This window comes from Micromonospora sp. H61 (assembly GCF_018070325.1).
GTDB classification, from domain to species: domain Bacteria; phylum Actinomycetota; class Actinomycetes; order Mycobacteriales; family Micromonosporaceae; genus Micromonospora; species Micromonospora salmantinae.
Genome location: NZ_JAGPXY010000088.1, coordinates 1 through 23,320 on the forward strand (window position 1 = coordinate 1; position 23,320 = coordinate 23,320).

The 23,320-nt window shown below is 72.9% G+C and carries 20 protein-coding genes, 2 pseudogenes and 1 riboswitch; of the genes and pseudogenes, 13 read left to right on the top strand and 9 right to left on the bottom strand.

What is annotated here, in order from left to right; all coding sequences use genetic code 11:
- The first annotated feature begins 687 nt into the window (after positions 1–687).
- Genes thyX through KBX08_RS28915 form a run of 3 tightly spaced genes read left to right on the top strand, consistent with a single transcriptional unit; the run spans position 688 to position 4,143 of the window.
- A complete protein-coding gene (gene thyX / locus KBX08_RS28905) occupies positions 688–1,428 on the top strand; it encodes an FAD-dependent thymidylate synthase (protein WP_210786506.1) in 741 nt (246 codons plus the stop codon).
- A gap of 47 nt (positions 1,429–1,475) precedes the next feature.
- Positions 1,476–2,402 carry a 4-hydroxy-tetrahydrodipicolinate synthase gene (gene dapA / locus KBX08_RS28910; RefSeq protein WP_210786476.1) on the top strand — a complete coding sequence of 309 codons (927 nt, stop codon included), beginning with the start codon at positions 1,476–1,478 and terminating at the stop codon, positions 2,400–2,402.
- 52 nt (positions 2,403–2,454) lie between these two features.
- A complete protein-coding gene (locus tag KBX08_RS28915; protein ID WP_210786478.1) occupies positions 2,455–4,143 on the top strand; it encodes a ribonuclease J in 1,689 nt (562 codons plus the stop codon).
- Positions 4,144–4,205: 62 nt separating this feature from the next.
- On the opposite strand, the gene KBX08_RS28920 is transcribed toward KBX08_RS28915, so the two are convergent.
- Both KBX08_RS28920 and KBX08_RS28925 read right to left on the bottom strand, forming a co-directional pair.
- Complete coding sequence (locus KBX08_RS28920; protein WP_247670243.1) at positions 4,206–5,783, bottom strand: YbjN domain-containing protein; 1,578 nt, start codon at positions 5,781–5,783, stop codon at positions 4,206–4,208.
- An 86-nt stretch (positions 5,784–5,869) separates the two neighbouring features.
- Positions 5,870–6,349 (bottom strand): YbjN domain-containing protein, encoded by a 480-nt coding sequence (locus tag KBX08_RS28925; protein ID WP_210786482.1) that lies wholly within the window; start codon positions 6,347–6,349, stop codon positions 5,870–5,872.
- 113 nt (positions 6,350–6,462) lie between these two features.
- Between KBX08_RS28925 and KBX08_RS28930 the strand changes: the two genes are divergently transcribed.
- Positions 6,463–8,922 (top strand): DNA translocase FtsK, encoded by a 2,460-nt coding sequence (locus KBX08_RS28930; protein ID WP_210786484.1) that lies wholly within the window; start codon positions 6,463–6,465, stop codon positions 8,920–8,922.
- Between the two features lie 60 nt (positions 8,923–8,982).
- Here KBX08_RS28930 and KBX08_RS28935 read toward each other — a convergent pair whose 3' ends face one another.
- Positions 8,983–9,228 (bottom strand): hypothetical protein, encoded by a 246-nt coding sequence (locus tag KBX08_RS28935; RefSeq protein WP_210786486.1) that lies wholly within the window; start codon positions 9,226–9,228, stop codon positions 8,983–8,985.
- 82 nt (positions 9,229–9,310) lie between these two features.
- The gene (locus KBX08_RS28940; protein ID WP_112586602.1) at positions 9,311–9,625 is read right to left on the bottom strand and encodes a multidrug efflux SMR transporter; all 315 of its coding nucleotides are present in this window, start codon (positions 9,623–9,625) and stop codon (positions 9,311–9,313) included.
- A 60-nt stretch (positions 9,626–9,685) separates the two neighbouring features.
- A riboswitch (guanidine-III (ykkC-III) riboswitch) is annotated at positions 9,686–9,757 on the bottom strand.
- A gap of 92 nt (positions 9,758–9,849) precedes the next feature.
- Between KBX08_RS28940 and KBX08_RS28945 the strand changes: the two genes are divergently transcribed.
- The 7 genes from KBX08_RS28945 to KBX08_RS28975 all read left to right on the top strand — a co-directional run bounded on the left by KBX08_RS28945 (position 9,850) and on the right by KBX08_RS28975 (position 16,291).
- A complete protein-coding gene (locus KBX08_RS28945) occupies positions 9,850–10,773 on the top strand; it encodes an ornithine cyclodeaminase family protein (protein WP_210786488.1) in 924 nt (307 codons plus the stop codon).
- A gap of 80 nt (positions 10,774–10,853) precedes the next feature.
- The gene (gene rimO, locus KBX08_RS28950) at positions 10,854–12,362 is read left to right on the top strand and encodes a 30S ribosomal protein S12 methylthiotransferase RimO (protein ID WP_210786490.1); all 1,509 of its coding nucleotides are present in this window, start codon (positions 10,854–10,856) and stop codon (positions 12,360–12,362) included.
- Between the two features lie 77 nt (positions 12,363–12,439).
- Entirely contained in the window at positions 12,440–13,030 is a 591-nt protein-coding gene (pgsA, locus tag KBX08_RS28955) for a CDP-diacylglycerol--glycerol-3-phosphate 3-phosphatidyltransferase (RefSeq protein ID WP_030336827.1), read from the top strand.
- Between the two features lie 218 nt (positions 13,031–13,248).
- Positions 13,249–13,758 (top strand): CinA family protein, encoded by a 510-nt coding sequence (locus KBX08_RS28960; RefSeq protein WP_307850678.1) that lies wholly within the window; start codon positions 13,249–13,251, stop codon positions 13,756–13,758.
- A gap of 218 nt (positions 13,759–13,976) precedes the next feature.
- On the top strand, positions 13,977–14,411 hold the full coding sequence (locus KBX08_RS28965; RefSeq protein ID WP_210786492.1) for a helix-turn-helix domain-containing protein: 435 nt from the start codon (positions 13,977–13,979) through the stop codon (positions 14,409–14,411).
- Between the two features lie 198 nt (positions 14,412–14,609).
- Positions 14,610–15,482, top strand: coding sequence for a PspA/IM30 family protein (locus KBX08_RS28970; protein WP_210786494.1), 873 nt, complete (start codon positions 14,610–14,612; stop codon positions 15,480–15,482).
- Between the two features lie 23 nt (positions 15,483–15,505).
- Complete coding sequence (locus KBX08_RS28975; RefSeq protein WP_210786496.1) at positions 15,506–16,291, top strand: hypothetical protein; 786 nt, start codon at positions 15,506–15,508, stop codon at positions 16,289–16,291.
- Positions 16,292–16,431: 140 nt separating this feature from the next.
- Here KBX08_RS28975 and KBX08_RS28980 read toward each other — a convergent pair.
- Both KBX08_RS28980 and KBX08_RS28985 read right to left on the bottom strand, forming a co-directional pair.
- Positions 16,432–19,369, bottom strand: a pseudogene (locus KBX08_RS28980) (hypothetical protein).
- 165 nt (positions 19,370–19,534) lie between these two features.
- The gene (locus tag KBX08_RS28985; RefSeq protein ID WP_210786498.1) at positions 19,535–20,344 is read right to left on the bottom strand and encodes an Fpg/Nei family DNA glycosylase; all 810 of its coding nucleotides are present in this window, start codon (positions 20,342–20,344) and stop codon (positions 19,535–19,537) included.
- A gap of 109 nt (positions 20,345–20,453) precedes the next feature.
- On the opposite strand from KBX08_RS28985, the gene KBX08_RS28990 reads away from it, so the two are divergent.
- Positions 20,454–21,719 carry a hypothetical protein gene (locus KBX08_RS28990; protein ID WP_210786500.1) on the top strand — a complete coding sequence of 422 codons (1,266 nt, stop codon included), beginning with the start codon at positions 20,454–20,456 and terminating at the stop codon, positions 21,717–21,719.
- Between the two features lie 33 nt (positions 21,720–21,752).
- On the opposite strand, the gene KBX08_RS28995 is transcribed toward KBX08_RS28990, so the two are convergent.
- Both KBX08_RS28995 and KBX08_RS34940 read right to left on the bottom strand, forming a co-directional pair.
- On the bottom strand, positions 21,753–21,995 hold the full coding sequence (locus KBX08_RS28995) for a CPCC family cysteine-rich protein (protein ID WP_238671784.1): 243 nt from the start codon (positions 21,993–21,995) through the stop codon (positions 21,753–21,755).
- Between the two features lie 25 nt (positions 21,996–22,020).
- Positions 22,021–22,407: an SAM hydroxide adenosyltransferase gene (locus KBX08_RS34940; protein WP_374101972.1), complete on the bottom strand. Its 387-nt coding sequence runs from the start codon at positions 22,405–22,407 to the stop codon at positions 22,021–22,023.
- Between KBX08_RS34940 and KBX08_RS34130 the strand changes: the two genes are divergently transcribed.
- On the top strand, positions 22,322–22,879 hold the full coding sequence (locus KBX08_RS34130; RefSeq protein WP_238690986.1) for a hypothetical protein: 558 nt from the start codon (positions 22,322–22,324) through the stop codon (positions 22,877–22,879). The two genes, KBX08_RS34940 and KBX08_RS34130, sit on opposite strands and share 86 nt — an antisense overlap.
- Before the next feature lie 70 nt (positions 22,880–22,949).
- Here KBX08_RS34130 and KBX08_RS29010 read toward each other — a convergent pair.
- Positions 22,950–23,320 (bottom strand): annotated as a pseudogene (locus KBX08_RS29010) (ATP-dependent DNA helicase); the annotation flags it as partial.

Consider the following 23,320-nt stretch of genomic DNA (forward strand, 5'->3'; position numbering starts at 1 on the left):
CGCCCGCCCCGCCCCGCCTCGCCCCGCTGTGCTGCCGTCTGACGCGCCGCTGCCTGGCGCGCCAGTGCGCGACCTGCCGCCGCCCGACGGCCCGGTGCCCGGGTGCGACCGGCATGCGTTGTTCGAGCGTCCTTTGGAGCTGATTCGTTTACGACATCACGGGCCTCCTCCGGCGCCCACCCGCGTCCGGGGCGCACGACGGCCGACGTACCTGGCCCCGAGAGCGCGCTCGATCCTGGATGTAAGAGCGCGCTCGATCCTGGATGTAGTGGAGTCGGGCGCGACCGATGCCACTACATCCAGGATGTTGCCTGATCTTGCGGGTGCAGCGGCTGCCGAACCGCTCGGGCCCCGGTCGCTCGGGCCCCGGTCGCCGGCTTGGGCGGCCCACCCGCCGGGGGTGATGTCGCCAACGATTCAGCTCCAAAGGACGCCGATGGATCTGTCCGCCCCGGCCCCGACGACGATCCCCGGCACCCGGCACCCGGCACCCGGCACCCGGCACCCGGCACCCGGCACCCGGCACCCGGCACCCGGCACCCGGCACCCGGCACCCGGCCGACGCCCCCAGGCTGTCGGCCTGGTGCGTCGGCGGGTTCGGCGCTGGCTGAGTGATCGACATTGCACGGGGCGCGCCTGAGTTGGGTCGGGCGGCACCCCACCACTAAAGTCCCAGGAATGCCGGACATGGTGCAGCCCCAGGTCAAGTTGATCGCGTGGACCCAATTCGCGGCCCCGGACGACGTGCCGTGGTCGACCGACGCGGAGGGCGGCCAGGCGCTCGCCGAGTTCGCCGGTCGGGCCTGCTACCAGTCGTGGAAGAAGCCGAACCCGGCGACCGCCACCAACGCCGGCTACCTGGCGCACATCCTCGAAGTGGGCCACCTGAGCGTGCTGGAGCACGGGTCGGTCACCTTCTACTTCACCGGGGTGTCCCGCTCCTTCACCCACGAGCTGATCCGGCACCGGCACTTCTCGTACTCCCAGCTGTCGCAGCGTTACGTCCCGGAGCGGGACGCGGCCATGGTCGAGCCGGCCGTCATCGCCGACGACCCGGAGCTGCACAAGAAGTTCGTGGAGGCCGCCGAGGCGAGCGTTCGGGCGTACACCGAGTTGCTGGAGGGCCTCGAGCAGCGCTTCTCCGACGAGCCCAACCCGACGCTGCGCCGCAAGCAGGCCCGGCAGGCGGCCCGCGCGGTGCTGCCCAACGCCACCGAGACCCGGATCGTGGTCTCCGGCAACTACCGGGCCTGGCGGCACTTCGTGGCGATGCGGGCCACCGAGCACGCCGACGTGGAGATCCGTGAGCTGGCCGTGGAGTGCCTGCGCCAGCTCCAGGGGGTCGCCCCGAACGTGTTCGCCGACTTCGTGATCACCACCCTGCCGGACGGCACCGAAGTGGCGGCCAGCCCGCACGAGGCGTCCTGAGCCCTTCCCCGGCGGGCCTCGGCTGGTCGTCCGCTAGGTTGGAGGGTATGACGCACGACCACCTCGACGCCGCGGCCCGACCGGCGTCCCGCCCGTTCGGCCGGCTGCTCACAGCCATGGTGAGCCCGTTCGCCCCCGACGGTTCCCTCGATCTCGACGGCGCCGCCCGGCTGGCGAGCCACCTGGTCGACGAGCAGGGCAACGACGCGCTGGTGGTCAATGGCACCACCGGCGAGTCGCCGACCACCACCGACGTGGAGAAGGAACACCTGATCCGAGCCGTGGTGGAGGCCGTCGGTGACCGCGCCAAGGTGGTCGCGGGCGTTGGCACCAACGACACCCGGCACACCATCGAGCTGGCCGCCGCCGCCGAGAAGGCGGGTGCGCACGGCCTGCTGGTGGTCACCCCGTACTACAACAAGCCGCCGCAGAGCGGGTTGCTGCGACACTTCACAGCGGTGGCCGACGCCACCGGCCTACCGGTGATGCTCTATGACATTCCGCACCGCTCCGGCGTGCCGATCGACACCGAGACGTTGGTCCGGCTCGCCGAACACGGCCGGATCGTCGCGGTCAAGGACGCCAAGGGCGACCTGACCGCCACCAGCTGGGTCACCAGCCGGACCACCCTCGCCTTCTACAGCGGCGAGGACGCCCTCACCCTGCCGGCGCTGGCCGTCGGGTGCGTGGGCGTGGTCGGCACCTCGACGCATTTCACCGGGGCGCTGACCGCACAGATGATCGAGGCGTACGACGCGGGGGACATGCCGACCGCGCTGGCCCTGCACCGGCGGCTGCTGCCGCTGTTCACCGGCATCTTCCGTACCCAGGGCACCATCCTGGTGAAGGCGGGCCTGGCGTCGCTGGGCCTGCCGGCCGGCCCGGTGCGACCCCCGCTCGTGGACGCCACCGACGACGAGATCGCCCAGCTGCGCGCGGACTTCGCGGCAGCGGGCCTGGAGCTGCCCGAATGAACGAACGACACGATGGACGTCGAGTAACGGCGTCGCAGAATGAGGTGGACGCGTGACCGAGGCGCACATCGAGGCGGAGCTACCCCCGCCGCTGCCGGAAGGTGGCCTGCGGATCATCCCGCTCGGCGGGCTCGGCGCCATCGGTCGGAACATGACCGTCTTCGAGTACGACGGCAAGTTGCTGATCGTCGACTGCGGGGTGCTTTTCCCTGACGTCGAGCAGCCGGGTGTGGATCTGATCCTGCCCGACTTCGGTCCGATCCTGGACCGGCTGGCCGACGTCCAGGCGATCGTGCTGACGCACGGTCACGAGGACCACATCGGCGCGGTGCCGTACCTGCTCGCCCACAAGCCCGACATCCCGCTGGTCGGCTCACAGTTCACCCTCGCCCTGGTCGAGGCGAAGTTGGCCGAGCGGCGGATCCAGCCGTACACGCTGACCGTGCGGGAGGGCGGCCGCGAGCGGCTCGGCCCGTTCGAGTGTGAGTTCTTCGCTGTCAACCACTCGATCCCGGACGCCCTCGCGGTGGCCATCCGCACCCCCGCCGGCCTGGTGCTGCACACCGGCGACTTCAAGATGGACCAGCTGCCGCTGGACGGCCGGATCACCGACCTGGCCGGTTTCGCCAGGCTCGGCGCCGAAGGCGTCGACCTGCTGCTGTCCGACTCCACCAACGCGGAGATCCCGGGATTCGTCACCCCGGAGCGGGAGATCGGCCCGGTGCTCGATTCGATCTTCGCGAAGGCCAAGGGTCGGATCATCGTGGCCTCGTTCGCCTCGCACGTGCACCGCGTGCAGCAGGTCTTCGACTCCGCCGCCGAGCACGGTCGCAAGGTCGCGCTGATCGGCCGGTCCATGGTCCGCAACATGGGCATCGCCCGGGACCTCGGCCTGCTCAACATCCCGGCCGGCCTGGTCATCGGGATCGAGGAGGCGACCACCCTGCCGCCGGAGCAGATCGTGTTGATGTCCACCGGTTCCCAGGGTGAGCCGATGAGCGCGCTGGGCCGGATGGCCAGCGGCGACCACCGGCACATCACCATCGCCCCCGGTGACACGGTCGTGCTGGCCTCCTCACTGGTGCCCGGCAACGAGACCTCGGTCTACCGGGTGATCAACCGGCTCGCGCGGGCCGGCGCGGTGGTCGTGCACAAGGACGTGGCCAAGGTGCACGTCTCCGGGCACGCCCCCGCCGGGGAACTGCTCTACCTGCTCAACGTGGTCCGGCCCAGCAACCTGATGCCCGTGCACGGCGAGTGGCGTCACCTGCGCGCCCACGCCCGGCTCGGCATCGAATCCGGGGTCGCCGCCGACCGGGTGGTGATCTGCGAGGACGGCGACGTGGTCGACTTGGTCGAGGGCCGCGCCACCCTGGTCGGGCACGTGAAGAGCCGGTACGTCTACGTGGACGGCCTCGCCGTCGGTGACGTCAGCGAGTCGCTGCTCACCGAACGGCGGATCCTCGGTGACGGCGGTTTCATCGCCACCACAGTGGTCGTCGACTCGGTCACCGGCAAGGTGGTCGCCGGCCCGACGCTCTCCGCGAAGGGTTTCTCCGAGGACCCGGAGGCGTTCAACCCGGTGGTGCCGCTGGTCACCGAGGCGCTCAACCGGGCCGCGGCGGACGGCATCACCGACCCGCACCAGCTTCAGCAGATCGTCCGGCGGACCGTGGGGCGGTGGGTCAACGACAAGTACCGTCGTCGGCCGATGATCGTTCCCACCGTCGTCGAGGTCTGAGCAACTCCCGCTGACGCCGGTCCACCTGAACGGGGTGGGCCGGCGTCCGCCGTATCCGGGAGTCAGGGCAGCGCGGCGACGGCCTCGGCGTACGCGACGCCGGTGGCGATGGCGGCCTCCATGAGGACCCGTAGCTGCGCCGGGGCGACCCCGTGCGCCAGGTCGGTGGCCACGTCGCCGGCCAGCACCAACTCGTCGCCGAGGTCGTGCGCGTACGCCTTGGGCAGTAGCCGGTCGTGGTTCCACGCGTTGCAGAAGGCGTACGCCTCGGCGCGGCGGGCCGCCGGCAGCCGGCGGTTGGCCATGGCACGGGCGTGCAGCACCTCGCCGCGCTCACCGGCCCGCCGGAACTGGATCACCGCCCCCTCCCAGTGGCCGACCACTGTCTCGCCCTCGTCCACCAGGTACCGGTCGCCGCGCCCGTCCAAGATTTCGGTGATCATGCCGAGGGAGAGCGCCGACAACTCGCGTTCGCCCAGCTCGGGCTCGGCGTCGGCGTCGGCCTGGAGGTCGGACCAGTCGGCGTCGGGCTCGTCAGGTTCGTCGTCGGTGGGTAGCGGAACCGGCGCCGCGAGCGGGCGCTCGGCCAGCCAGGCGGCCATCCGTCCGGAGTGGTGCCCGGTGCCGTTGCGGGCGTCGAAGCTGCCGGCCAACTCGTTGGCCATCCCGAGCAGCAGCGCCCCGAGGGTGGCGACGTCCAACTCGGTGGCCGTCCGCTCGCCGTACGCCGGCCGGGGCATCGTCCGCCCGCCCAGCCCTGCCTCGGCAGCCAGCCCGCAGACCAGCGCCCCGGCGGCGGCGAACTCCATGGCGGCGAGATCGTCGGTCGGCCGGTCCAACCGGGGAAGCTGCTCGGCCAGGATGGCCAGCCCGCGCTCCAGGTGCCCGCCCAGCGCGCAGAACCGCAGGTGCGCGGCGAGGTGCGGGAACGCCGCGCGCTCCCGCCGGTGCCGGCGGTACGCCCGCACGTGCGCCGTCGCCGCCCGCGCCGGCTCGCCGGTGCGCAGTGCCGGCAGTAGACCGGCGACCAGGTCCCGCTCGGGCTGGTCGGTGCAGGACTGCGGGTCGCCGTCGGTTTCCCCGAGCTCACTGACCGCGGCATGCCACTCGCCCCAGCCGGCCAGCAGCTCGGCACGCCGTGCCGAGGCGCAGCCCGGGCAGCCGCCGGCCGGGCCCGGCCGTTTTCCGGACCATCGCTCGTACCAGTGCCGGGCGGTGGGCTCGTCGCCGAGATGATCGGCGATCCGGCAGTGCAGCTCCGCGACGGTCGGTGTGTCCGGACCATCCGCGCCGACGCGGTGGGCCAGGTCGTGCAGCAGGGACCGGGTCTGGTCCAGCCCGACCCGGGGGGTGCCGAGCAACGCCTCCACCGCGTACCGCTGGTAGCGCAGCAGCAGCCCGGCCTCCGTCTCGGTGAGGAGGTCGGGCCGGTGGTCGGCGGCGGCCCGGCAGCGCCGGACCGGCTCGACCAGACGCCACCGCTCCCCGTGCAGCAGGTACGCCTCGATCAACGCGAATCGCGCGTCCATCCCGGACCGGACGTCGCCGGCCGCGTCGGCGCGCTCGGCGAGCCGCTCCAGGGCCACCTGCCGGGCCGGGCCGTCGGGGAGGTCCCGGGCCGCGGCAAGCGCGGTCTCCAGCGCCGGTACGCGGCCCCGCGCGAGGCGGTCACCGGAGCCGGTGGGTGTCGTGCCGGTGCGGCTGCCGGTGAACTCGTCCCGGCCGGTCACGACGGCACCGCGCCGGGCAGTCGACGAACCGCCACGGCCAGCTGGCAGCCGGTGGAGATGCCACAGTCGAGCAGTTGGTCGAGCTGGTGTGGGGTCACGCCGCGTTCCAGGTCGGTGATCACCTCTCCGTACACCCGGGCCCGACCGTCGTCGGCGACGTGGACGAACGCCTTGGGCCAGAGCCGGTCGTGGTTCCAGGAGTTGCAGAACGCGTACAGGTCGGGCACCCGTTCGATGCCGAAGGTCGGATCGACCATGGTGCGGATCTGGAGCAACTCCCCGTCCCCGCCGACGCGCAGGAACCAGATCAGGTTGTCGTCGAAGTGGCCCACCAGCTCGCCGTCCGGGGTCGGGCCGACGGACCGGCCACGGGCAGCGAGGACCGCGGCGACCAGTTCACCGGTCAGCGGACGCAGCGCGCCAGGGTGCCCGGCCAGCGGATCGTCCGGATCGCCTTCGATTTCCGGCGACGCCATGGGGCATCCCTTCTGAGGCGGATATCACGACCGGCGGTGGGGTTCGTGTTACGACGCGCGGACACGACCCGGAAAAGCGGGGTTCTGCCCGGCCCCACCGTTACCGTGACTCTATGGCGGGCCGTACCTCTCAGGCGAGCCGGCGACGCGGCGCGTCGCCGCGCGGTGGCACCAACAGTCGTGCCCGCCAACCGGCGAAGAAGACCACCCGGGCACCGGTCCGACGTCGCACCACGCCGGCCCGGCCCGGCCCGGCGGTCTACGTCGGTCGTGCGGTCGGTGCACTGTGGATGGGGTTGGCGCACGGGATGGGCTGGGCGGTGCGCGCCGCCGGCCGGCAGGCCGCCTCGGCCCGCGACCTCGACCCGGAGCACCGCCGCGACGGTGCCGGGCTGCTCATGTTCGGGCTCGCCCTGCTCACCGCCGTGGCGCTCTGGCTGTCCGGAGCGGGGCCGGTGGGCGCGCGACTGGCCGACACGATCCGGCTGTTCCTTGGTGCGATCTCGGTCGTCGTTCCGGTGCTGCTGATGATCGGGGCGTGGCGGTTGATGCGTCAGCCGGCCGATCCGGAGCACCGGGGCCGTGGGTTGATCGGCTGGGGGTCGCTGCTGGTGTCGACCGCCGCGCTGCTCCAGATCGGTCAGGACCCGGCCGACCCGCTGGAGCGTGACTTCGCCGGCGGTCTGGTCGGCGCGGGCGTCGGCGGGCTGTTGGAGCGGGCGGTCACCGCCTGGGTGGCGGTGCCGCTGCTCATCCTGCTTCTGCTCTTCGGTCTGCTCGTGGTGACCGCGACGCCGATCAACAAGATCCCGGAGCGGCTGGGCCTGCTCGCGGGTGGGCTGGTCGGCGCACCGGAGGCGGATGAGGAGGCGGACGAGGTGGCCGCCAAGCCGGCGCGCAAGCGACCGGCGAAGCGGATGCCCGCGCCACTGGACCCGGACGACTTCGAGGACCTGGACGGCGCGGACCTCCAGGAGACCATGGTGCTGCCGCGCAAGTCTCCGGCGAAGGTGCCGGCGAGCCGCAAGCCGCCGGTCGACCCGCCGGAGCACTCGCCCGCCCCGACCCGGGCCGAGCAGCTCGCGTTGACCGGGCTGTCCGGGGACTACACCCTGCCGCCGGCAAACATGCTCAGCGCCGGGGCGGCCGCGAAGACCCGCAGCAAGGCCAACGACGAGGTGATCGCCGCGCTGACCGGCGTGTTCGACCAGTTCGACGTGGACGCCGCCGTCACCGGCTTCACCCGCGGCCCGACCGTCACCCGCTACGAGGTGGAGCTGGGGCACGGCGTCAAGGTCGAGCGGATCACCCAGCTGTCCCGCAACATCGCGTACGCGGTGAAGTCACCGGACGTACGGATCCTCAGCCCGATCCCGGGCAAGAGCGCCGTCGGCGTGGAGATCCCGAACACCGACCCGGAGAACGTGGCCCTCGGCGACGTGCTGCGCTCGCGCGCGGCGACCAGCGATCACCACCCGATGGTGGTGGCGCTCGGCAAGGACATCGAGGGCGGCTACGTGGTGGCCAACCTCGCGAAGATGCCGCACATCCTGATCGCCGGGGCCACCGGCGCGGGCAAGTCGAGCTGCCTCAACACCCTGCTGGTGTCCATCCTCACCCGGGCCACCCCGGACGAGGTGCGGCTGCTGCTGATCGACCCGAAGCGGGTCGAGATGACCGGCTACGAGGGCATTCCCCACCTGGTCACCCCGATCGTGACGAACGCCAAGAAGGCGGCCGACTCGCTGGACTGGGTGGTCCGCGAGATGGACATGCGTTACGACGACCTCGCCGCCAACGGGGTCCGGCACATCGACGACTTCAACCGCAAGGTCCGCAGCGGCGAGATCACGGCACCGCCGGGCAGCGAACGCGAGATGCGTCCGTACCCGTACCTGTTGGTGATCGTGGACGAACTGGCCGACCTGATGATGGTCGCGCCGCGCGACGTGGAGGACTCGGTCGTCCGGATCACCCAGCTGGCCCGGGCCGCCGGCATCCACCTGGTGCTGGCCACCCAGCGCCCCTCGGTCGACGTGGTGACCGGTCTGATCAAGGCGAACGTGCCGTCCCGGCTGGCGTTCGCCACCTCCTCCCTGGCGGACTCCCGAGTCATCCTCGACCAACCGGGCGCGGAGAAGCTGCTCGGCCGTGGTGACGGGCTCTTCCTGCCGATGGGCGCCTCCAAGCCGGTCCGGATCCAGGGCGCCTGGGTCACCGAGCGCGAGATCGCCGACGTGGTGAAGTTCTGCAAGGACCAACGTGAGCCGGAGTTCCGCAAGGACGTGCTGGCCCCGGCGCAGGAGACCAAGAAGAAGATTGACGAGGACATCGGCGACGACCTGGACCTGTTGGTGCAGGCGGTGGAGCTGGTGGTCACCTCGCAGTTCGGCTCGACCTCGATGCTGCAACGCAAGCTGCGGGTCGGTTTCGCCAAGGCGGGCCGCCTGATGGACCTGATGGAGACCCGGGGAGTGGTCGGGCCGTCCGAGGGGTCGAAGGCGCGCGACGTGCTGGTCAAGCCGGACGAGCTGGACGAGGTCCTGACCGGCCTGCGCGGCGACGTGGACTGACCGACCCCCGACGCACGACGGGCCCGCCGGAATCCGACGGGCCCGCGACGGGGGGAGTGGTCAGTTGTTGATCAGCGCGGCGAAGACCACCAGGCTGATGATCGCGGCGACGACGCTGGCCGCGGCGGCGTACCAGCCCAGCGGCTTGTCACCGAGCACCGCGCCGACGACGCCAGCGATGACGCCGAGCACGCCGAAGATGATCGGGTTGAGCAGCAGGGCCAGGACCGCGAAGACGAAGCCCACGATGGTGAGGATGCGGGCGGCGTTGCTGCGGGGACGGGCGGTGCTCGGCATGTCGGCCATGTCTTCCTCCGGGTGAGAGCCTGTCGTGACGAATCGATCACTACCCACTGTGGGCGCCGGCCACGCCTGCCGACGGGGCGCCTCAGTGGAAGATCTTGAGACCGATCACGCCGGCGACCACCAGCAGGAGGCAGAGGATCCGGGGCAGGCTCGCCGACTCGCCGAGCGCCAGCATCCCGACCAGCGCGGTGCCGACCGCGCCGATGCCGACCCACACCGCGTAGCCGGTGCCGACGGGGATGTCCCGGAGCGCGTACGACAGCCCGGCCATGCTCAGCAGCAGGGTCACCACGAACACCACTGACGGGACCAGCCGGCTGAAGCCGGCGCTGCGGTCCAGGGCGATCGCCCAGGCCGTCTCCAACAGTCCCGAGATCACCAGTACGAGCCAGGCCATCGTTCACCTCACCGGAAGCGCCCGGGCTGCCGCGCCGGGACGAGTCGAGTCTGCACGTCACGCGGGGCGTCTTGGCCTGACCGGGTACGCCCACCACTCGTCCGGAGCGGCCACGAGCATCCGGCCGCCGGCGCCGACGCTAGCACCGGCCCCGGGTGGCGGGGCCGTGACCACCACCACGGTCCGTTGACCTCCACCTGACTTCAACTTGCAGTATCGCCACCATGACCATGCTCTACGCCGACCCGGAGGTCGCCGCCGCGCTGGACGCCGCCACCACTGTCGACGCCATGCGCGCCGCCCTCCTGGCCGCGTACGAGGGGCGCCTGATCGCGCCGCCCCGGGCCGCCGCACCGCTGGGCGGCGGGCGGATGGTTCTCACCGCCGGGCACCTGGTCGGCGAGTGGTACGGCTTCCGCTCGTACGACACCTTCGGTCACCCGCAGGGCGAGCAGTTGGTGGTGCTGCACGACGCCCGGACCGGGGCGATCCGGGCGGTCGCGGTCGGCGAGGAGTTGGGCTCCCGTCGTACCGGAGGGTTGGGGGGCCTCGCTGTCGACGCGCTGGCGCGTCCCGACGCCGCCACCCTCGCGGTGATCGGCTCCGGCCGGCAGGCGTGGACCCAGGTCTGGGCGACCGCCGCGGTCCGTCCGTTGCGCGAGGTGGTGGTGCACAGCCGCTCCGCCGCTCGCCGGGAGGCGTTCGCCGCCCGGGTCCGTGCCGAACTGGGCGTGCCGGCCCGGGCGGTGGCCGACCCGGGCTCGGCCGTCGCCGGGCGGGACCTGGTGGTGCTGGCGACCACCAGCCCGACCCCGGTGCTCTGCGCCGCCGACCTCAGCCCCGGCACGCACGTCAACGCGGTCGGTTTCAAGCAGCGCGACCGCAGCGAGTTCGGCACCGACCTGCTGGACACCGCCGACCTGCTGGTCACCGATTCACCGGCCCAGGCGGCGGACTACCAGCCGCCGATGCTCGCGGCCACACCCCCGTACGCCGGGCGGTTGCGTGACCTGGGCGGCATCCTGGCCGGCGCGGTTCCCGGCCGGACCACGGCGAACCAGATCTCCGTCTTCTGCTCCACCGGCCTGGCCGGCACCGAGGTGTTCCTGCTCGACGCGCTGACCCGGGTCGGCGCCGAGGCGCGCTGACCGGAATGACGTTCGCCTCGGTGTCGACCGTCTCCGCAGCCCGCGTGCGTGGGGTTACCCGGCCGGCCCGGTACCCTCGGATGGTGTCTGCCACCTCTCCTTCTCCCGCTGATCACGCCGAGGGCCGTCGCGTCGCCCTGCTGACCCTGGGCTGTGCCCGCAACGAGGTCGACTCGGAGGAGCTGGCCGCCCGCCTGCACGCCGACGGCTGGCAGGTGACCACCGACGGCGAGGGCGCCGACGTGGTGGTCGTCAACACCTGCGGTTTCGTGGAGAAGGCCAAGCAGGACTCGATCCAGACTCTGCTCGCCGCCGCCGGAACGGGCGCCAAGGTGGTCGCCGCGGGCTGCATGGCCGAGCGGTACGGCCGGGAGTTGGCCGACAGCCTGCCCGAGGCCCAGGCGGTGCTGAGCTTCGACGACTACCCCGACATCGCCGCCCGGCTGAACGCCGTCGTCGCCGGCGAGCAGATCACCGCGCACACCCCACGGGACCGGCGCGAGCTGCTGCCGCTGACTCCGGTGCAGCGCCGCGACAGCAAGGTGTCTCTGCCCGGCCACGGCACTGTGACCCGCACCGTCGTCGACACCGACGAGCACACCCCGGCACACCTGCGCCAGGTGCTGCGCCGACGGCTCGACACCGGCCCGGTGGCCTCGCTGAAGCTGGCCAGCGGCTGCGACCGTCGCTGCGCGTTCTGCGCCATCCCGGCCTTCCGGGGGGCCTTCGTCTCGCGTACCCCGGACGAGCTGCTCGCCGAGGCGGAGTGGCTGGCCAAGACCGGCGTACGGGAGCTGGTGCTGGTCAGCGAGAACTCCACCTCGTACGGCAAGGACCTGGGTGACCCGCGCGCCCTGGAGAAGCTGCTGCCGCAGCTCGCCGCGGTGACCGGCATCGTCCGGGTGCGGGCCAGCTACCTTCAGCCGGCCGAGACCCGGCCCGGTCTGGTCGAGGCGATCGCCACCACCCCGGGCGTGGCGCCGTACTTCGACCTGTCGTTCCAGCACTCCAGCGAGCCGGTGCTGCGCCGGATGCGGCGTTTCGGCTCCACCGACCGGTTCCTGGAGCTGCTGGCGAGTGCCCGCGCCCTGGCCCCGGACGCGGGCGCCCGGAGCAACTTCATCGTCGGCTTCCCCGGCGAGACCCGCGCCGACGTCGACGAGCTGGTCCGGTTCCTGACCGAGGCCCGGCTCGACGCGATCGGCATGTTCGACTACAGCGACGAGGACGGCACCGAGGCTGCCGGGCTGCCCGGCAAGGTCTCCGCCGCGACGATCAAGCGGCGCTACGACCGGCTCAGCGCCCTCGCCGACGAGCTCTGCTCGCAGCGGGCCGAAGACCGGCTCGGCTCGACAGTCGAGGTGCTTGTCGACTCGATCGAGGACGGCGTCGTGGAGGGCCGGGCGGCCCACCAGGCGCCCGAGGTGGACGGTTCCACCACCCTGGTGGCCCCGGCCGAGGGCGGGGTCGACCTGGCCGCGTTGCGCCCGGGCGATCTGGTACGCGCAACGGTGACCGGCACCGAAGGGGTGGACCTGCTCGCTGTGCCGGATGAGATGATCTCGGCGGCGCCCGGCGCGGCACGGTGACGGCGGGCCCGAGCGGAGCGGGGGACCCAGGTGGTGCGGTGCCGGGAACGCCACGGCGGCCCGAGCGGAGTCCGGCGGTGACCGGGGCGACGGAGTCGACGCCGGGCCGGGTGGTGGCCGTGGTGCCCGTCGTCAACGCGGCCAACGCGTTGACCGCCCTGCGGCTGGTGCTGGTGCCGGTCTTCGCCGCCTCGGTGATCATGTCGGGGATGACCCACGCCGGTTGGCGGATGGCGGCCTGCCTGATCTTCGCGGTGGCCTCGGCGACCGACCTGGTGGACGGCTGGATCGCCCGCCGCTTCGGGCTGGTCACGTCGGTGGGCAAGGTGGCCGACCCGATCGCCGACAAGGCGCTGACCGGCGCGGCGCTGGTGCTGCTCTCCTGGTACGACCAACTGCCCTGGTGGGTGACAGCGCTGATCCTCGTCCGCGAGCTGGGCATCACGGGGCTGCGGTTCTGGGTGATCCGGCACGGCGTTATCGCCGCCAGCCGAGGCGGCAAGGTCAAGACCGCGCTCCAGATCCTCGCCATCGCCTGGTACCTCTGGCCGATGCCGGCCGCGCTCGCCGCCGTCGGCCCCTGGATCATGGCCGCCGCCGTCCTGGTCACGGTCGCCACCGGCTTCGACTACATAGCCCAGGCCCTCCGCCTCCGCCGCCCCCGCTGACCCCCTGCCCAGGTGCTCCTATCGATCATGGACTTATCGCCGGTCGGAACGGCGTGTCGTGACGCCAACTCCATGATCGCCGCGATTGGGTCGGGCGTCGGGGTTGGGGATTGGTGGGTGGGGAAGGACTGGTTGGTGCGACGGAGGTTGGGGTGTCGGTGAACGGTGGCGGGGCGGGCGGTGCCGGGGTGAGTGGTCCTGGGGCGGATGGTGCCGGGGTGAATGGCGCTGAGGTGGACGGTGCCGAGGTGGGCAGAGCGGCGGCGGGCGTCGTGCACCGGCTGGCCGAGCGGCACGAAACCCTGGCCACTGTCGAATCGCTCACCGGTGGGTCGCTCGCCGCATCGATCGTGAACATCGCCGGGGTCAGCGGGGTCTACCGGGGTGGCCTCGTGGTCTACGCCACCGAGTTGAAGGCGACGCTGGCTGGCGTACCGGACGACCTGCTGTCCGAGCGAGGGCCGGTGGACCCGGAGGTGGCGGCGGCGCTCGCCGAGGGCGGCCGGCAGCGGTGCGGCGCGGACTGGGGGCTGGCCACCACGGGGGTCGCCGGCCCGGAGCCGCAGGACGGGAAACCCGTGGGCCTGGTCTACGTCGCGGTCGCCGGTCCGAACGGCGGCGAGGTCCGCCAGCTCGACCTGGGCAGCGGGCGGGACCATGTCCGAGCGGAGGCGGTGGTCGAGGCGTTGCGGCTGCTTTCCGAGCGGCTGGCCGCCGCAACCTCGTGAACGCCACCGCCGAAGCGATCAGAGCCACCGAGCCGACACCACACGGGCGGCGGCGCGCCCCGGTGAGCCCGTCCCGACGAACCGACGGGCGGGGCGGGATGTCGCTCGGGCCCGCAACGGGTACGGTTGCGGGAAGGCTCCGACGTTCGGGGTCGGCGCGGTCCGCCGCGACCGGCTGCCCAACGGCGGGCGCGAGGTATCCCTCAGGGGGAGGTGCGATGATCCTGCTACGCCGGGTGATCGGTGACGCACTGCGAGCGCGTCGGCAGGGCCAGCAGCGCACGCTGCGTGAGGTCTCCACCGCCGCCAACGTCAGCCTCGGCTACCTCTCCGAGATCGAGCGCGGGCACAAGGAACCGTCGAGCGAGTTGCTCGCCGCGATCTGCGACGCCCTCGGTGCCCGCCTCTCCGAGCTGCTGCGTGAGGTGAGCGACACCGTGGCGCTCGCCGAGCAGATGCCCGGGGTGCTCGTCTCGATGCAGGACGAGCCGGCCGACGCCGCCGCCAAGAGCACCAACCGGGGTGTCCGTCAGGTCACCTCCGACGGCAAGGTCGCTGTCTCGGTCCGCCAGGAATCGCCGCTCAAGGCCACCCTGCGCAGCACCCGGGTCCGCCCGACCGAGCGCGACCGGGACGTGGTCTGCGCGGCCTGAGCCGCCGATCCAGTTGACCATGGGCGGGCTGGCCCCGGCCGCGTAGGGTTGCTCGCAGGAGCCGCCGGTGCTGTCGACCGCCCGGTACGGATGCCTCATTGGCGTTCGGCTGGGACGATGGAGACCGGCCGGTCATGGTCGGTCGGTCCAGCCGGCCCGGCCGTGGTGGAGCGACGCTACTGAGGGGATACCGCGGAGATGGCGAACCCGTTCGTCAAGGGTTGGAACTACCTGATGGCGCTCTTCGGTGCGAAGATCGACGAGCATGCCGATCCCAAGGTGCAGATCCAGCAGGCCATCGAGGATGCCCAGCGGCAGCACCAGGCGCTGGTTCAGCAGGCTGCCGCGGTGATCGGCAACCAGCGTCAGCTGGAGATGAAGCTGTCTCGGCAGATGACCGAGGTCGAGCGGTTGCAGGGCAACGCCCGGCAGGCCCTGGTGCTCTCCGACCAGGCCCGGGCCAAGGGCGACGAGGCCGAGGCGGTGCGGTTCGAGCAGTCCGCGCAGACCCTGGCCAGCCAGCTCGTCTCCGCCGAGCAGGCCACCGAGGACCTGAAGACCCTGCACGACCAGGCGCTGGGCGCCGCCGCCCAGGCCCGCCGAGCGGTCGAGAACAACTCGATGATCCTCCAGCAGAAGCTCGCCGAGCGCACCAAGCTGCTCAGCCAACTGGAGCAGGCCAAGATGCAGGAGACGGTGGCCCGCTCGCTGGAGTCGATGTCGTCGCTGACCGCGCCCACCAACACCCCGTCGCTGGACGAGGTGCGCGACCGGATCGAGCGGCGGTACGCCAACGCGATGGGTCGCGCCGAACTGGCCGGCAACTCCGTCGAGGGCCGTATGTTGGAAATTCAGAAGGCCACGATCGACTCGGCAGGCTCCGCCCGGTTGGAGCAGATCCGGTCCAGCATGGCGGGGGAGCAGCTCGGCGGCGCGGCGCAGCGACCGGCCGTGCCGCAATCCGAGAAGACCGGCCCGGCCAACGACCCGACGGCCGCCGCCCGGTTGGACGAGCTGCGCGCCAGCATGGCTCGCGAGCGGGGCACCGGCGACCCGACCGCCGCCGGCTGAACGACCGGATCGAGGGGGTCACTGTGGCAGACGAGCGGACACGGTACTTCCGGAGGCTGGGTCGGCTTCGCCGGTCGGCCCGACGGTGGAGCGTGCTGGCCGGTGGGCTCGGCGGCGCGGCGGTGGTGCTGACTCCGTACGCCGGGCTTGGTCTGCCCGACGCTGCCTGGGCCGGCGCCGCTGGCAGCGCTGTGGCGCTCGCCGCCTGGCGCTGGATCGACGTGCGCGCCCTGGCCGCCCAGCCGGCGCCCCCCGCGCTCGCCCCGGCCGAGGCGGCGGCCCGGTCGCGGGCCCGACTGATCGCCGCCGTCGAGCGGCTGCCGGTCGGCCCGGGCGTGCTGGCCGAGGTGCGCCGGGTCCGCTCCCGGATCGCGCTGCGCGGCACCAGCGCCGGAGAGCAGTGGGCCCGACTGGACCGGGCGGCGCTCACCCTGGCCGGGATGGCTCCCCGGCTCACCGGGCTGGCCGAGCCCGCGGTGCTGGAGGCCGCCGCCGCCGACCGGTCGCTGCGCGACCTGGCCGCGCGGGTGGCCGGTGTCGAACGCGCGCTGCGGTTGGCCCCTGCCGACGCCCGGCCGCCGCTGGCCGAGGCGCACGCCGCGCTGACCGCTCAACTGGAGGGCGGGGTGGCCGCGTACGAACGGCTGGTGGTCGCCGCCGCCGGCTACCTGGCCGAGGACTCCCGACCGGAGACCGCCCACCCGGCCGCCGACCGGCTCACCGAGGCGACCGACCTGCTGCACGGGGTCGCCGGGGCGCTTGCCGAGCTGCGGGCCGTCGGCACCCCGCTGCGCGCGCCGACGCGCTGACGGCGCCCGCCGCGAGACACCGCGCGTAACGCGACACCGCGCCGACGGCGCGCGTAACGCGACACCGCGCCGACGGCGCGCGTAACGCGACACCGCGCCGACGGCGCGCGCGCCGCGACGGCGCGCGGAGCCTGGGCCGGTCACTGTGGTGTCGTCACCAGGATCGGGGCGGTGTACGGCGAGGTGCCCACGACGTTGAACGACCGGATCCGGTAGTGGTACGTCATGCCCCGGGCCAACCCCGTGTTGGTGAAGCCGCGGCCGGTGACAGTGAAGGTGGCCGTCTCCTGCTCGAAGGCCGGGTCGAGTGCCCGCTGCACGATGAACCCGGACCCCGGGCCGCCGGGTGTGCTCGCCTCCCAGGCCAGGATCACCGTCGCGGTGGCCGGCGAGCTGACTGTGCCAGCGGTACTCCCAGCCCAGGTTGACCAGTTGGTTGACCACAGTGGCCGGTCGCCCGTCGATCGGACTGACCGGCGTCGACCCGGTCCGCGCTCCGGCCGGGCGACAGGGGTCGAGCAGCCGGACGCTGTCGCCCAGCTTGAACGGCAGCGCCGGCGCGACCGGGCGCAGCGCCACCACCACGTCCTCCCGGGGGTTGACCCGGACGACCCCCTTCCAGCCCAGCTCGGTGCCGTGCGGGAGTCGCAGCGTGCCGTCCCAGCCAACGCGGTTGATCACCTGCACGTCGCAGCCGGCGATGTGCAACGGCTCGGTCTGTCGGACGTTGCCCCTGATCCGCCAGAGCTGCGTGCCGTCGGTGGGGGAGCCCACCGGCACGGCGGGGTCGGTGGCGAAGAGCACCTCGGTGACCGGGTCGGTAGCACCGAGTGGCAGCGTCGTCGGGTTGAGCGGCCCGGCGTGTGGGTGCCCGACGCCGAGCCGGCCCGCCGACCGGCCGTGGTCCGGCTCGAAGATCTGCTGTGCGGCCTTGACCGCGATCGGCACTGTCACCGGGCCGGTGCCGGCCGTCGGCGTGAACGTCACAGTGGTGGCGTGCACCGGCACCGTCGTCTGCGCCGGGGTCCGGGTGCCGAACGCCGGGTCGTACGCCGGCTGCGGGACGATCGGCGGGCGCTGGCTGGCCGCGTACGCCAGGGGCAGCCGTTCGCGCAGCCGGCTCAGGTCGTACGGCGACTCGGGCGTCCCGGTGACCCGGAACTGGAGCACGGTGCGGGTGTTCGGGCCGTACCCCGGTTCGGTCCGGGGCGGGCCACCCTCGGCGCTGCGGTCCGGGCCGTCGGTGTGCTGGTCGTAGCGACTGTCGAAGCCGGGCAGCGGGGCCGGAGCGTCGTTGTAGAGGATCAGCGTGCTGCCCGGCGGCAGGGCGGAGAAGTCGACGAGCACGTCGGCCCGTTCGCCCGGGGCGAGCAGCACTGTGTGTCCGTCGACGTTCAGCACTGTCGGGTCCAGCCGGTCGTAGCGGTAGCCGATCGGCTGGTTCGGCAGCACCACCGGTGCCGGCAGGAGGCCGGCCTCGTTGCCGATCTGGATGAACTCCGGGCCGGCGGCGCGCGGGTCCGGCACACCGCCGTCGCGTCCGTCGGTCGGCCACCCGGCCGGACGGTCCGCCGCCCGCGCGGCGGGCACCATCGGCACCTCACCGGCGTCGGGGTCGGCGAGCGCACCGTCGGCAGTCCACATCGCCGCGTCGGAGCAGGCGCGGTAGAGCTGGAGGTTGAGGCTGCGGTCCAGGCAGGCGTTGAGGATCCGGAACCGGTACGCGCGTGGCCGCACCTCCAGGTACGGGTAGGCGACGCCGTTGACGAGCGGGGTGTCGCCGTACGCCTCGGGGACGGCCGACGGGTGCGGTACGCCGGGGCTCAGCGGCGGCTCGTCCGGCGCGTCGACCGGGTCGTGGTACGGGTTCGGCACCCAGCCGTCGGCGTGGGCGTCGTCCGGGGTGGGGTTGCGGGACCAGGGCCCGTAGTCCCACCGGCCGGTGGGGTTGCGTCCGCCGGAGGAGTACGGGTTCTGCCGGGGTTGGTAGACGTGCGGGTGCCAGAGGCTGCCGCGGGCGCCCCATCGTTCCCGGTCCCAGGTCGGGTCCTCGGCGGCGAGTTGGGTGTCGTCCGGAACGAACGTCTTGTCCTCGATCACCAACGGCACCTGGTCGGCCGGCAGCACCCCGTCGGCGACGAGTTGGTCCTCGGCCGGGTCGGTGAGCAGGTAGAGCGCGAGCTGTCCGCCGTAGACGGTGAGCCGGGCCAGACCGAGGGTGTTGTCGTGGAACCACAGCAGCCGGGCGCTCTGCTCGTTCGGGAAGTAGAGCGTGGTGGCGCCGGCTCCGGGCTCCGGCATGTCCGGCACGTGGGTCAGGCCGGGCCCGGTCGGGTACGGGGTGATCTCCCCGGCCGGGGTTATCCACTGCCCCGGGTTGCCCGCGCTGGTCCAGCCGGTCTGCGCCCCGGCCAGGTGCAGCACGGCCCGGTTCTGCGGGTACGGCGCCGGTCCGTCCAGTGGGCCAGGGCCGGCCCCCTCGATGGTGTCGTCGACCGGCAGGAACAGCTCGCCGGACCGACCGGTGGGGAGTTGGTTGATGAACTTCACCCGGACCGGTCGACCCCGACGGGCGCGGATCATCGGCCCGAGGTGCCACTGCCGCTCCGGCGGCGCCACCGTGTTGTGTCCGGCCGGGTCGGTGCCCAGGTTGAGTTGCCGGTAGCCGCGCAGCCGGGTGACCGGCAGGTCCCGGTGCAGCCGCTGGGCGTACTCCTGCAGGCCGATCTCGTAGTAGTCGCAGCCCGGATAGCTGATGGTGTCCGGCACCGCCACCGGCAGGTGGCTGCCGAGGTCGCCGGGGCCCGGCCGGCCCGGGAGGGGCAGTGGGTCGACGAACTTGCGCAGCCCGGTGCCGGCCACCACCCGTCCGTCGGGGTCCCGCGTCGGACGGGGGCTGTGGGCGAAGTTCGGCACCGGACCGAAGTAGCGGGGCACGACGGCCGGGTCCAGGCTCGACGTGACAACGGCCTCCTCGGCGGTACGCGGGGCCGGCAGGGACGCCGCCCTGTCCTCGGCGTCGGTGTCGCGGGTGGTCCGCTCGAAGAAGGTGGAGCGGAGTCTGCGGAACATCGCCATGACTCTCCCCGGTTCGGGGCGCGAGGTCCGCCACCCCGGCGTGGGGGACCTCGGCACTCTGCTGACGGTCGGTGAGCGCTCAACCGCAGCATGCGACTCCGGCGGCCGGTTAGGAATTACCCAATCGTCCGTTTCTGCCATGGCTCCCGTCTGGCGAGAGCCTGGTCAGCCGGTTGGCGACGGACCCGGACGCTCGGGCTGGCAGACCGGGCACCAGTAGGTGACCCGTTCGCCCAGCTCCTCCTTGCGGATCGCGGTGCCGCAGCGGCGGCAGGGCTGGGCGCGGCGGCCGTACACGTAACTGGTCTGCCCCCGGTGCAGTGAGCCGGTGCTGCTCTGCGTCCACCGGCCCCGGTTGGCGGCGAGCAGCCGCTGTGCGAGGGCCACCAGGCCCGGCAGGTCGGGCACCCCGCCGACCGGGGTCCACGGTGACACGCCCCGCAGGAACAGCACCTCGCACTTGTAGAGGTTGCCCACGCCGGCCAGGTTGCGCTGGTCGAGCAGCGCCTCGCCGATGCTCTGTTCCGGGTGCTCGGCGAGCCGACGGACCGCCTCGGCCGGGTCCCAGTCGGAGCCGAGCAGGTCGGGGCCGAGGTGGCCGACCGGTTGCTCCTCCTCGGCGGTCGGCACCAGGGTCAGGTCGTGCAGGTGGTAGCCGACCGCGACAGCGCCGGGGCTGCGCAGCACCACCCGGATCAGGTGCGCGGGCCGGCCGCTCCAGCGTTCCCCCGGGGCGTACGCCCGCCAGGCGCCGTCCATCCGCAGGTGGGAGTGCAGGGTCCAGTGCTCCTCGGTGGGGGCGTCGAGCCGCAGCAGCAGATGCTTGCCCCGGCTGGCCGACTCGCGGACGGTCCAGTCGGTGAGGTCAGTGGTCGCCAGCTGCGGCACCCGGAAGTCACTGCCGGTGATCCGCGCGCCGGCCAGCGCGCGGTGCAGCACGCGCGCGGTGTTCCAGACGGTGTCGCCTTCGGGCACCCTGCCATCCTCCCTCTTTCGAGCAAGATTCGCATGTGTCGCTATTTGTACTCAGGTTCCTCCTGATCTCCTGACATGCGAAGGTCAGGGGGTTCTGAGGAGAATGCCCATGACGCGACCCTGTTGTCGTATCCCATCCGTCGCCCTCATCGCCACCCTCGCCCTCCTGCTCACCGCAGCAGTCCTACCCACCACCGGTCCTGCCCCGGCCGCACCCAGCGGCGCTCCGGTCACTCTCGTCGCCGCCGCGCCCGGCGACGAACGGTGGAGCGCCGACCTCACCATCGTCGACCGCGACGATGTCAACGTCCGGCGTACCGGCGCCGGCCTACGCCTGCGGGAGGCCCGGTCCAACGGGCGCGGCGCCCGCAGCCCGCACAGCGCGGTCGCCGAGGGCATGCTGCTGACCGCTCCCCGCACCCTCGCCCGGCCGGCCACCCGGGTCCGCGCCGAGATCAACGCCGCGGTTCCGGCCGGGGCGACAGTTGAGGCGCAGGTCCGCGGCTGGCGGGCCGCCGGCTGGACGGAGTGGCGGGCGGCGGCCACCACCGGCGCGGTCTTCGACCGGCCGGTCACCCGGGTGCAGACCCGGGTGGTGCTCACCGCCCCCGACGGGGGCGCCACGGCGACGGTACGGGGCGTGCGGCTCACCGCCGACGCGAACGCCGCCGTCTCCGCCGCCACGCCCGGCCGCACCTACCGGGTGTACGCCACCCGCATCGGGCTGGTCGGTGAGCTGACCGCCAACGGCCGTACCGTGCAACCCCGGGACCACTTCGCGGCGCTGCCGTCGCGGCGAGGGCTCTCCCCGCTCAACACCGGCGACTACACAGTGCGGGTCTGCACCACCAGCGGCTCCCGCTGCGAGTACGCCCCGGTCTGGGACGTCGGGCCGTGGAACACCCGCGACGATTACTGGAACCCCTCATCGGTCCGGGAGAACTGGAAGAACCTGCCGCAGGGCCGGCCCGAGGCGCAGGCCGCGTACCAGTCCGGCTACAACGGCGGTCGGGACCAGTTCGGGCGGACCGTGCTCAACCCGGCCGGCATCGACCTTGCCGACGGCACGTTCTGGGACGGGTTGCGGCTGACCACCAACGCCTGGGTGGACGTCGCCTACCTGTGGACCGGAGGCGGGCCGCGCGGCGTGGTCGGTGACGGGCCGCTCAACATCCGCACCGGGGCCAGCACGTCGTACGCGACGCGTGGCCTCGCCGCCCGGCTGGCCCACGTGCCGATCCAGTGCTACGTCACCGGTCAGTCGGTCGCCGGCCCCTACCGGACCACCACCCGCTGGAACCGTCTGGCCAGCGGCCAGTACGTCAGCCACGCGTACATCTCCAGCGTGTACGGCGGAAGCGTGCCGGTCTGCTGAGCCACGCTCACCCCGTCGGGCGCCCCGTCAACGTCAGGGGCGCTCGTCGGGGCGAGCCGTACGCACCATGTCCTGGTAGCGCGGGTGGCTGGCACCGTAGACGGCGTAGTTGAGTCGAGCGTGCGTGAGGCTCAGGTCGCCGTTGGGGCCGCCCCGGACGGCGTCGGCGTCGGCGTCGGTCTGGCCGTCGTCGGTCCAGAAACAGACGGGGCAGGTCCCCCCGCCGGTCCGGGATGCACAGCAGGGACAGCCCACAGGAACCACATGCTCACCCACCGGAGAAGCATTCCACAGTCGAACATCAGCCCGATACCCGCAGGAGGTCCTCCGGGCGGGCCGCGAGGAGGTCCGCGTCCCGCCCGCCGTTGACGGCGACAGCGACCAGACCGGCCGAATCGACGTACGCCACCAGGCCACCGGCCTTGGCGTCGCCGAAGGTCCGCCGAAGCCGTCGGTGAGGCCGTAGTCGGTGGTCAGCGAGATCCAGGGCACTGCGGACATGCCCGCAGGCCAGTGGAACCGCGGCGTGCTGGCGGATACGGGACAGTGCGTTGGCCGACCGGCCCCTCCCGCCGCCGGAGGACGTTGGGCAGACTGCCCTGGTGACAACTCGGAACCTCCCCGCAGTCGGAATCCTGCTGGTCGCCGTCGCCCTCAGCGCCGGTTGTGGCAGTGACGACGACGGCAGCCCGACCGCGCCCCCGTCCGTCTCGTCCGAGGCGGCCTCGACCGGCCTGCCGACGCCCCAAGCCGCACCCAGTGCCGACGGCGCGAGCCCGCCCTCCGCCGCCGCACAGGGCACGACGCAGCGGCGGCCGGCCAGCCCGCCGCCGGTGGTGCTGCCCAAGCGCCCGGCCAGTGCGCCCGGCGCGAAGCAGGTCGTCGACGCCTTCCGGGCCGCCGGCCTGAAGGTGCCGCGCCCGAAGGACCGCTCGGTCGACTGTGGGCCGGACGGCCTCGGCCTGGGCTGCTCCGAGCTGATGGCCACCGACGCCGTCACCGTCTACGTCTTCCCGGACGAGACCAGCGCCAGCGACATCGCGGAGACCTGGGGCGGCCAGTCGTACCGGCGTGGCGCGGTGGTGCTGAACTACCTGGAGGCGAAGACCCCGGCCGCCGACCGGCCCCGCTACGAGAAGGTCCTCGACGGCCTGGGCTGAGCACCGGCCCGTGGCGTCCACGGCCGGGGCATGTCCGTCTTCGGAGCGGTATACCGGTGAGTCATGAAGGTCAGCCGCGCAGGCGAAGGCCGCGGGGCGTGGCCCGGAAGCCGGCGGCGGTCAGCGCGTCCCGCAGTGGCGACGAGTGCACCGCCTCGCCGTCGGCGCGCTCCACCGACATCGCGCCCAACGCCCCGGAGTGGACGGCGTCGGCGAGCGCCTTGCCGGCCGCGGCGAGCGTGTCGGTGTCGTCGGTGAAGGACAGCAGCGTTCGGCCGCCGCGTTCGACGTAGAGGACGAGGTCGCCGCCGACCTGCACCACCAGGGCGCCCGCCTTGCGACCGGCCCGGTGCCCGGTCGCCGGGGTGGCACCGTCGCCGGAGTCGACCACCCGTTCCGGCCAGGGCAGCGCCGCGCCGTACGGGTTGGCCGGGTCGGTCG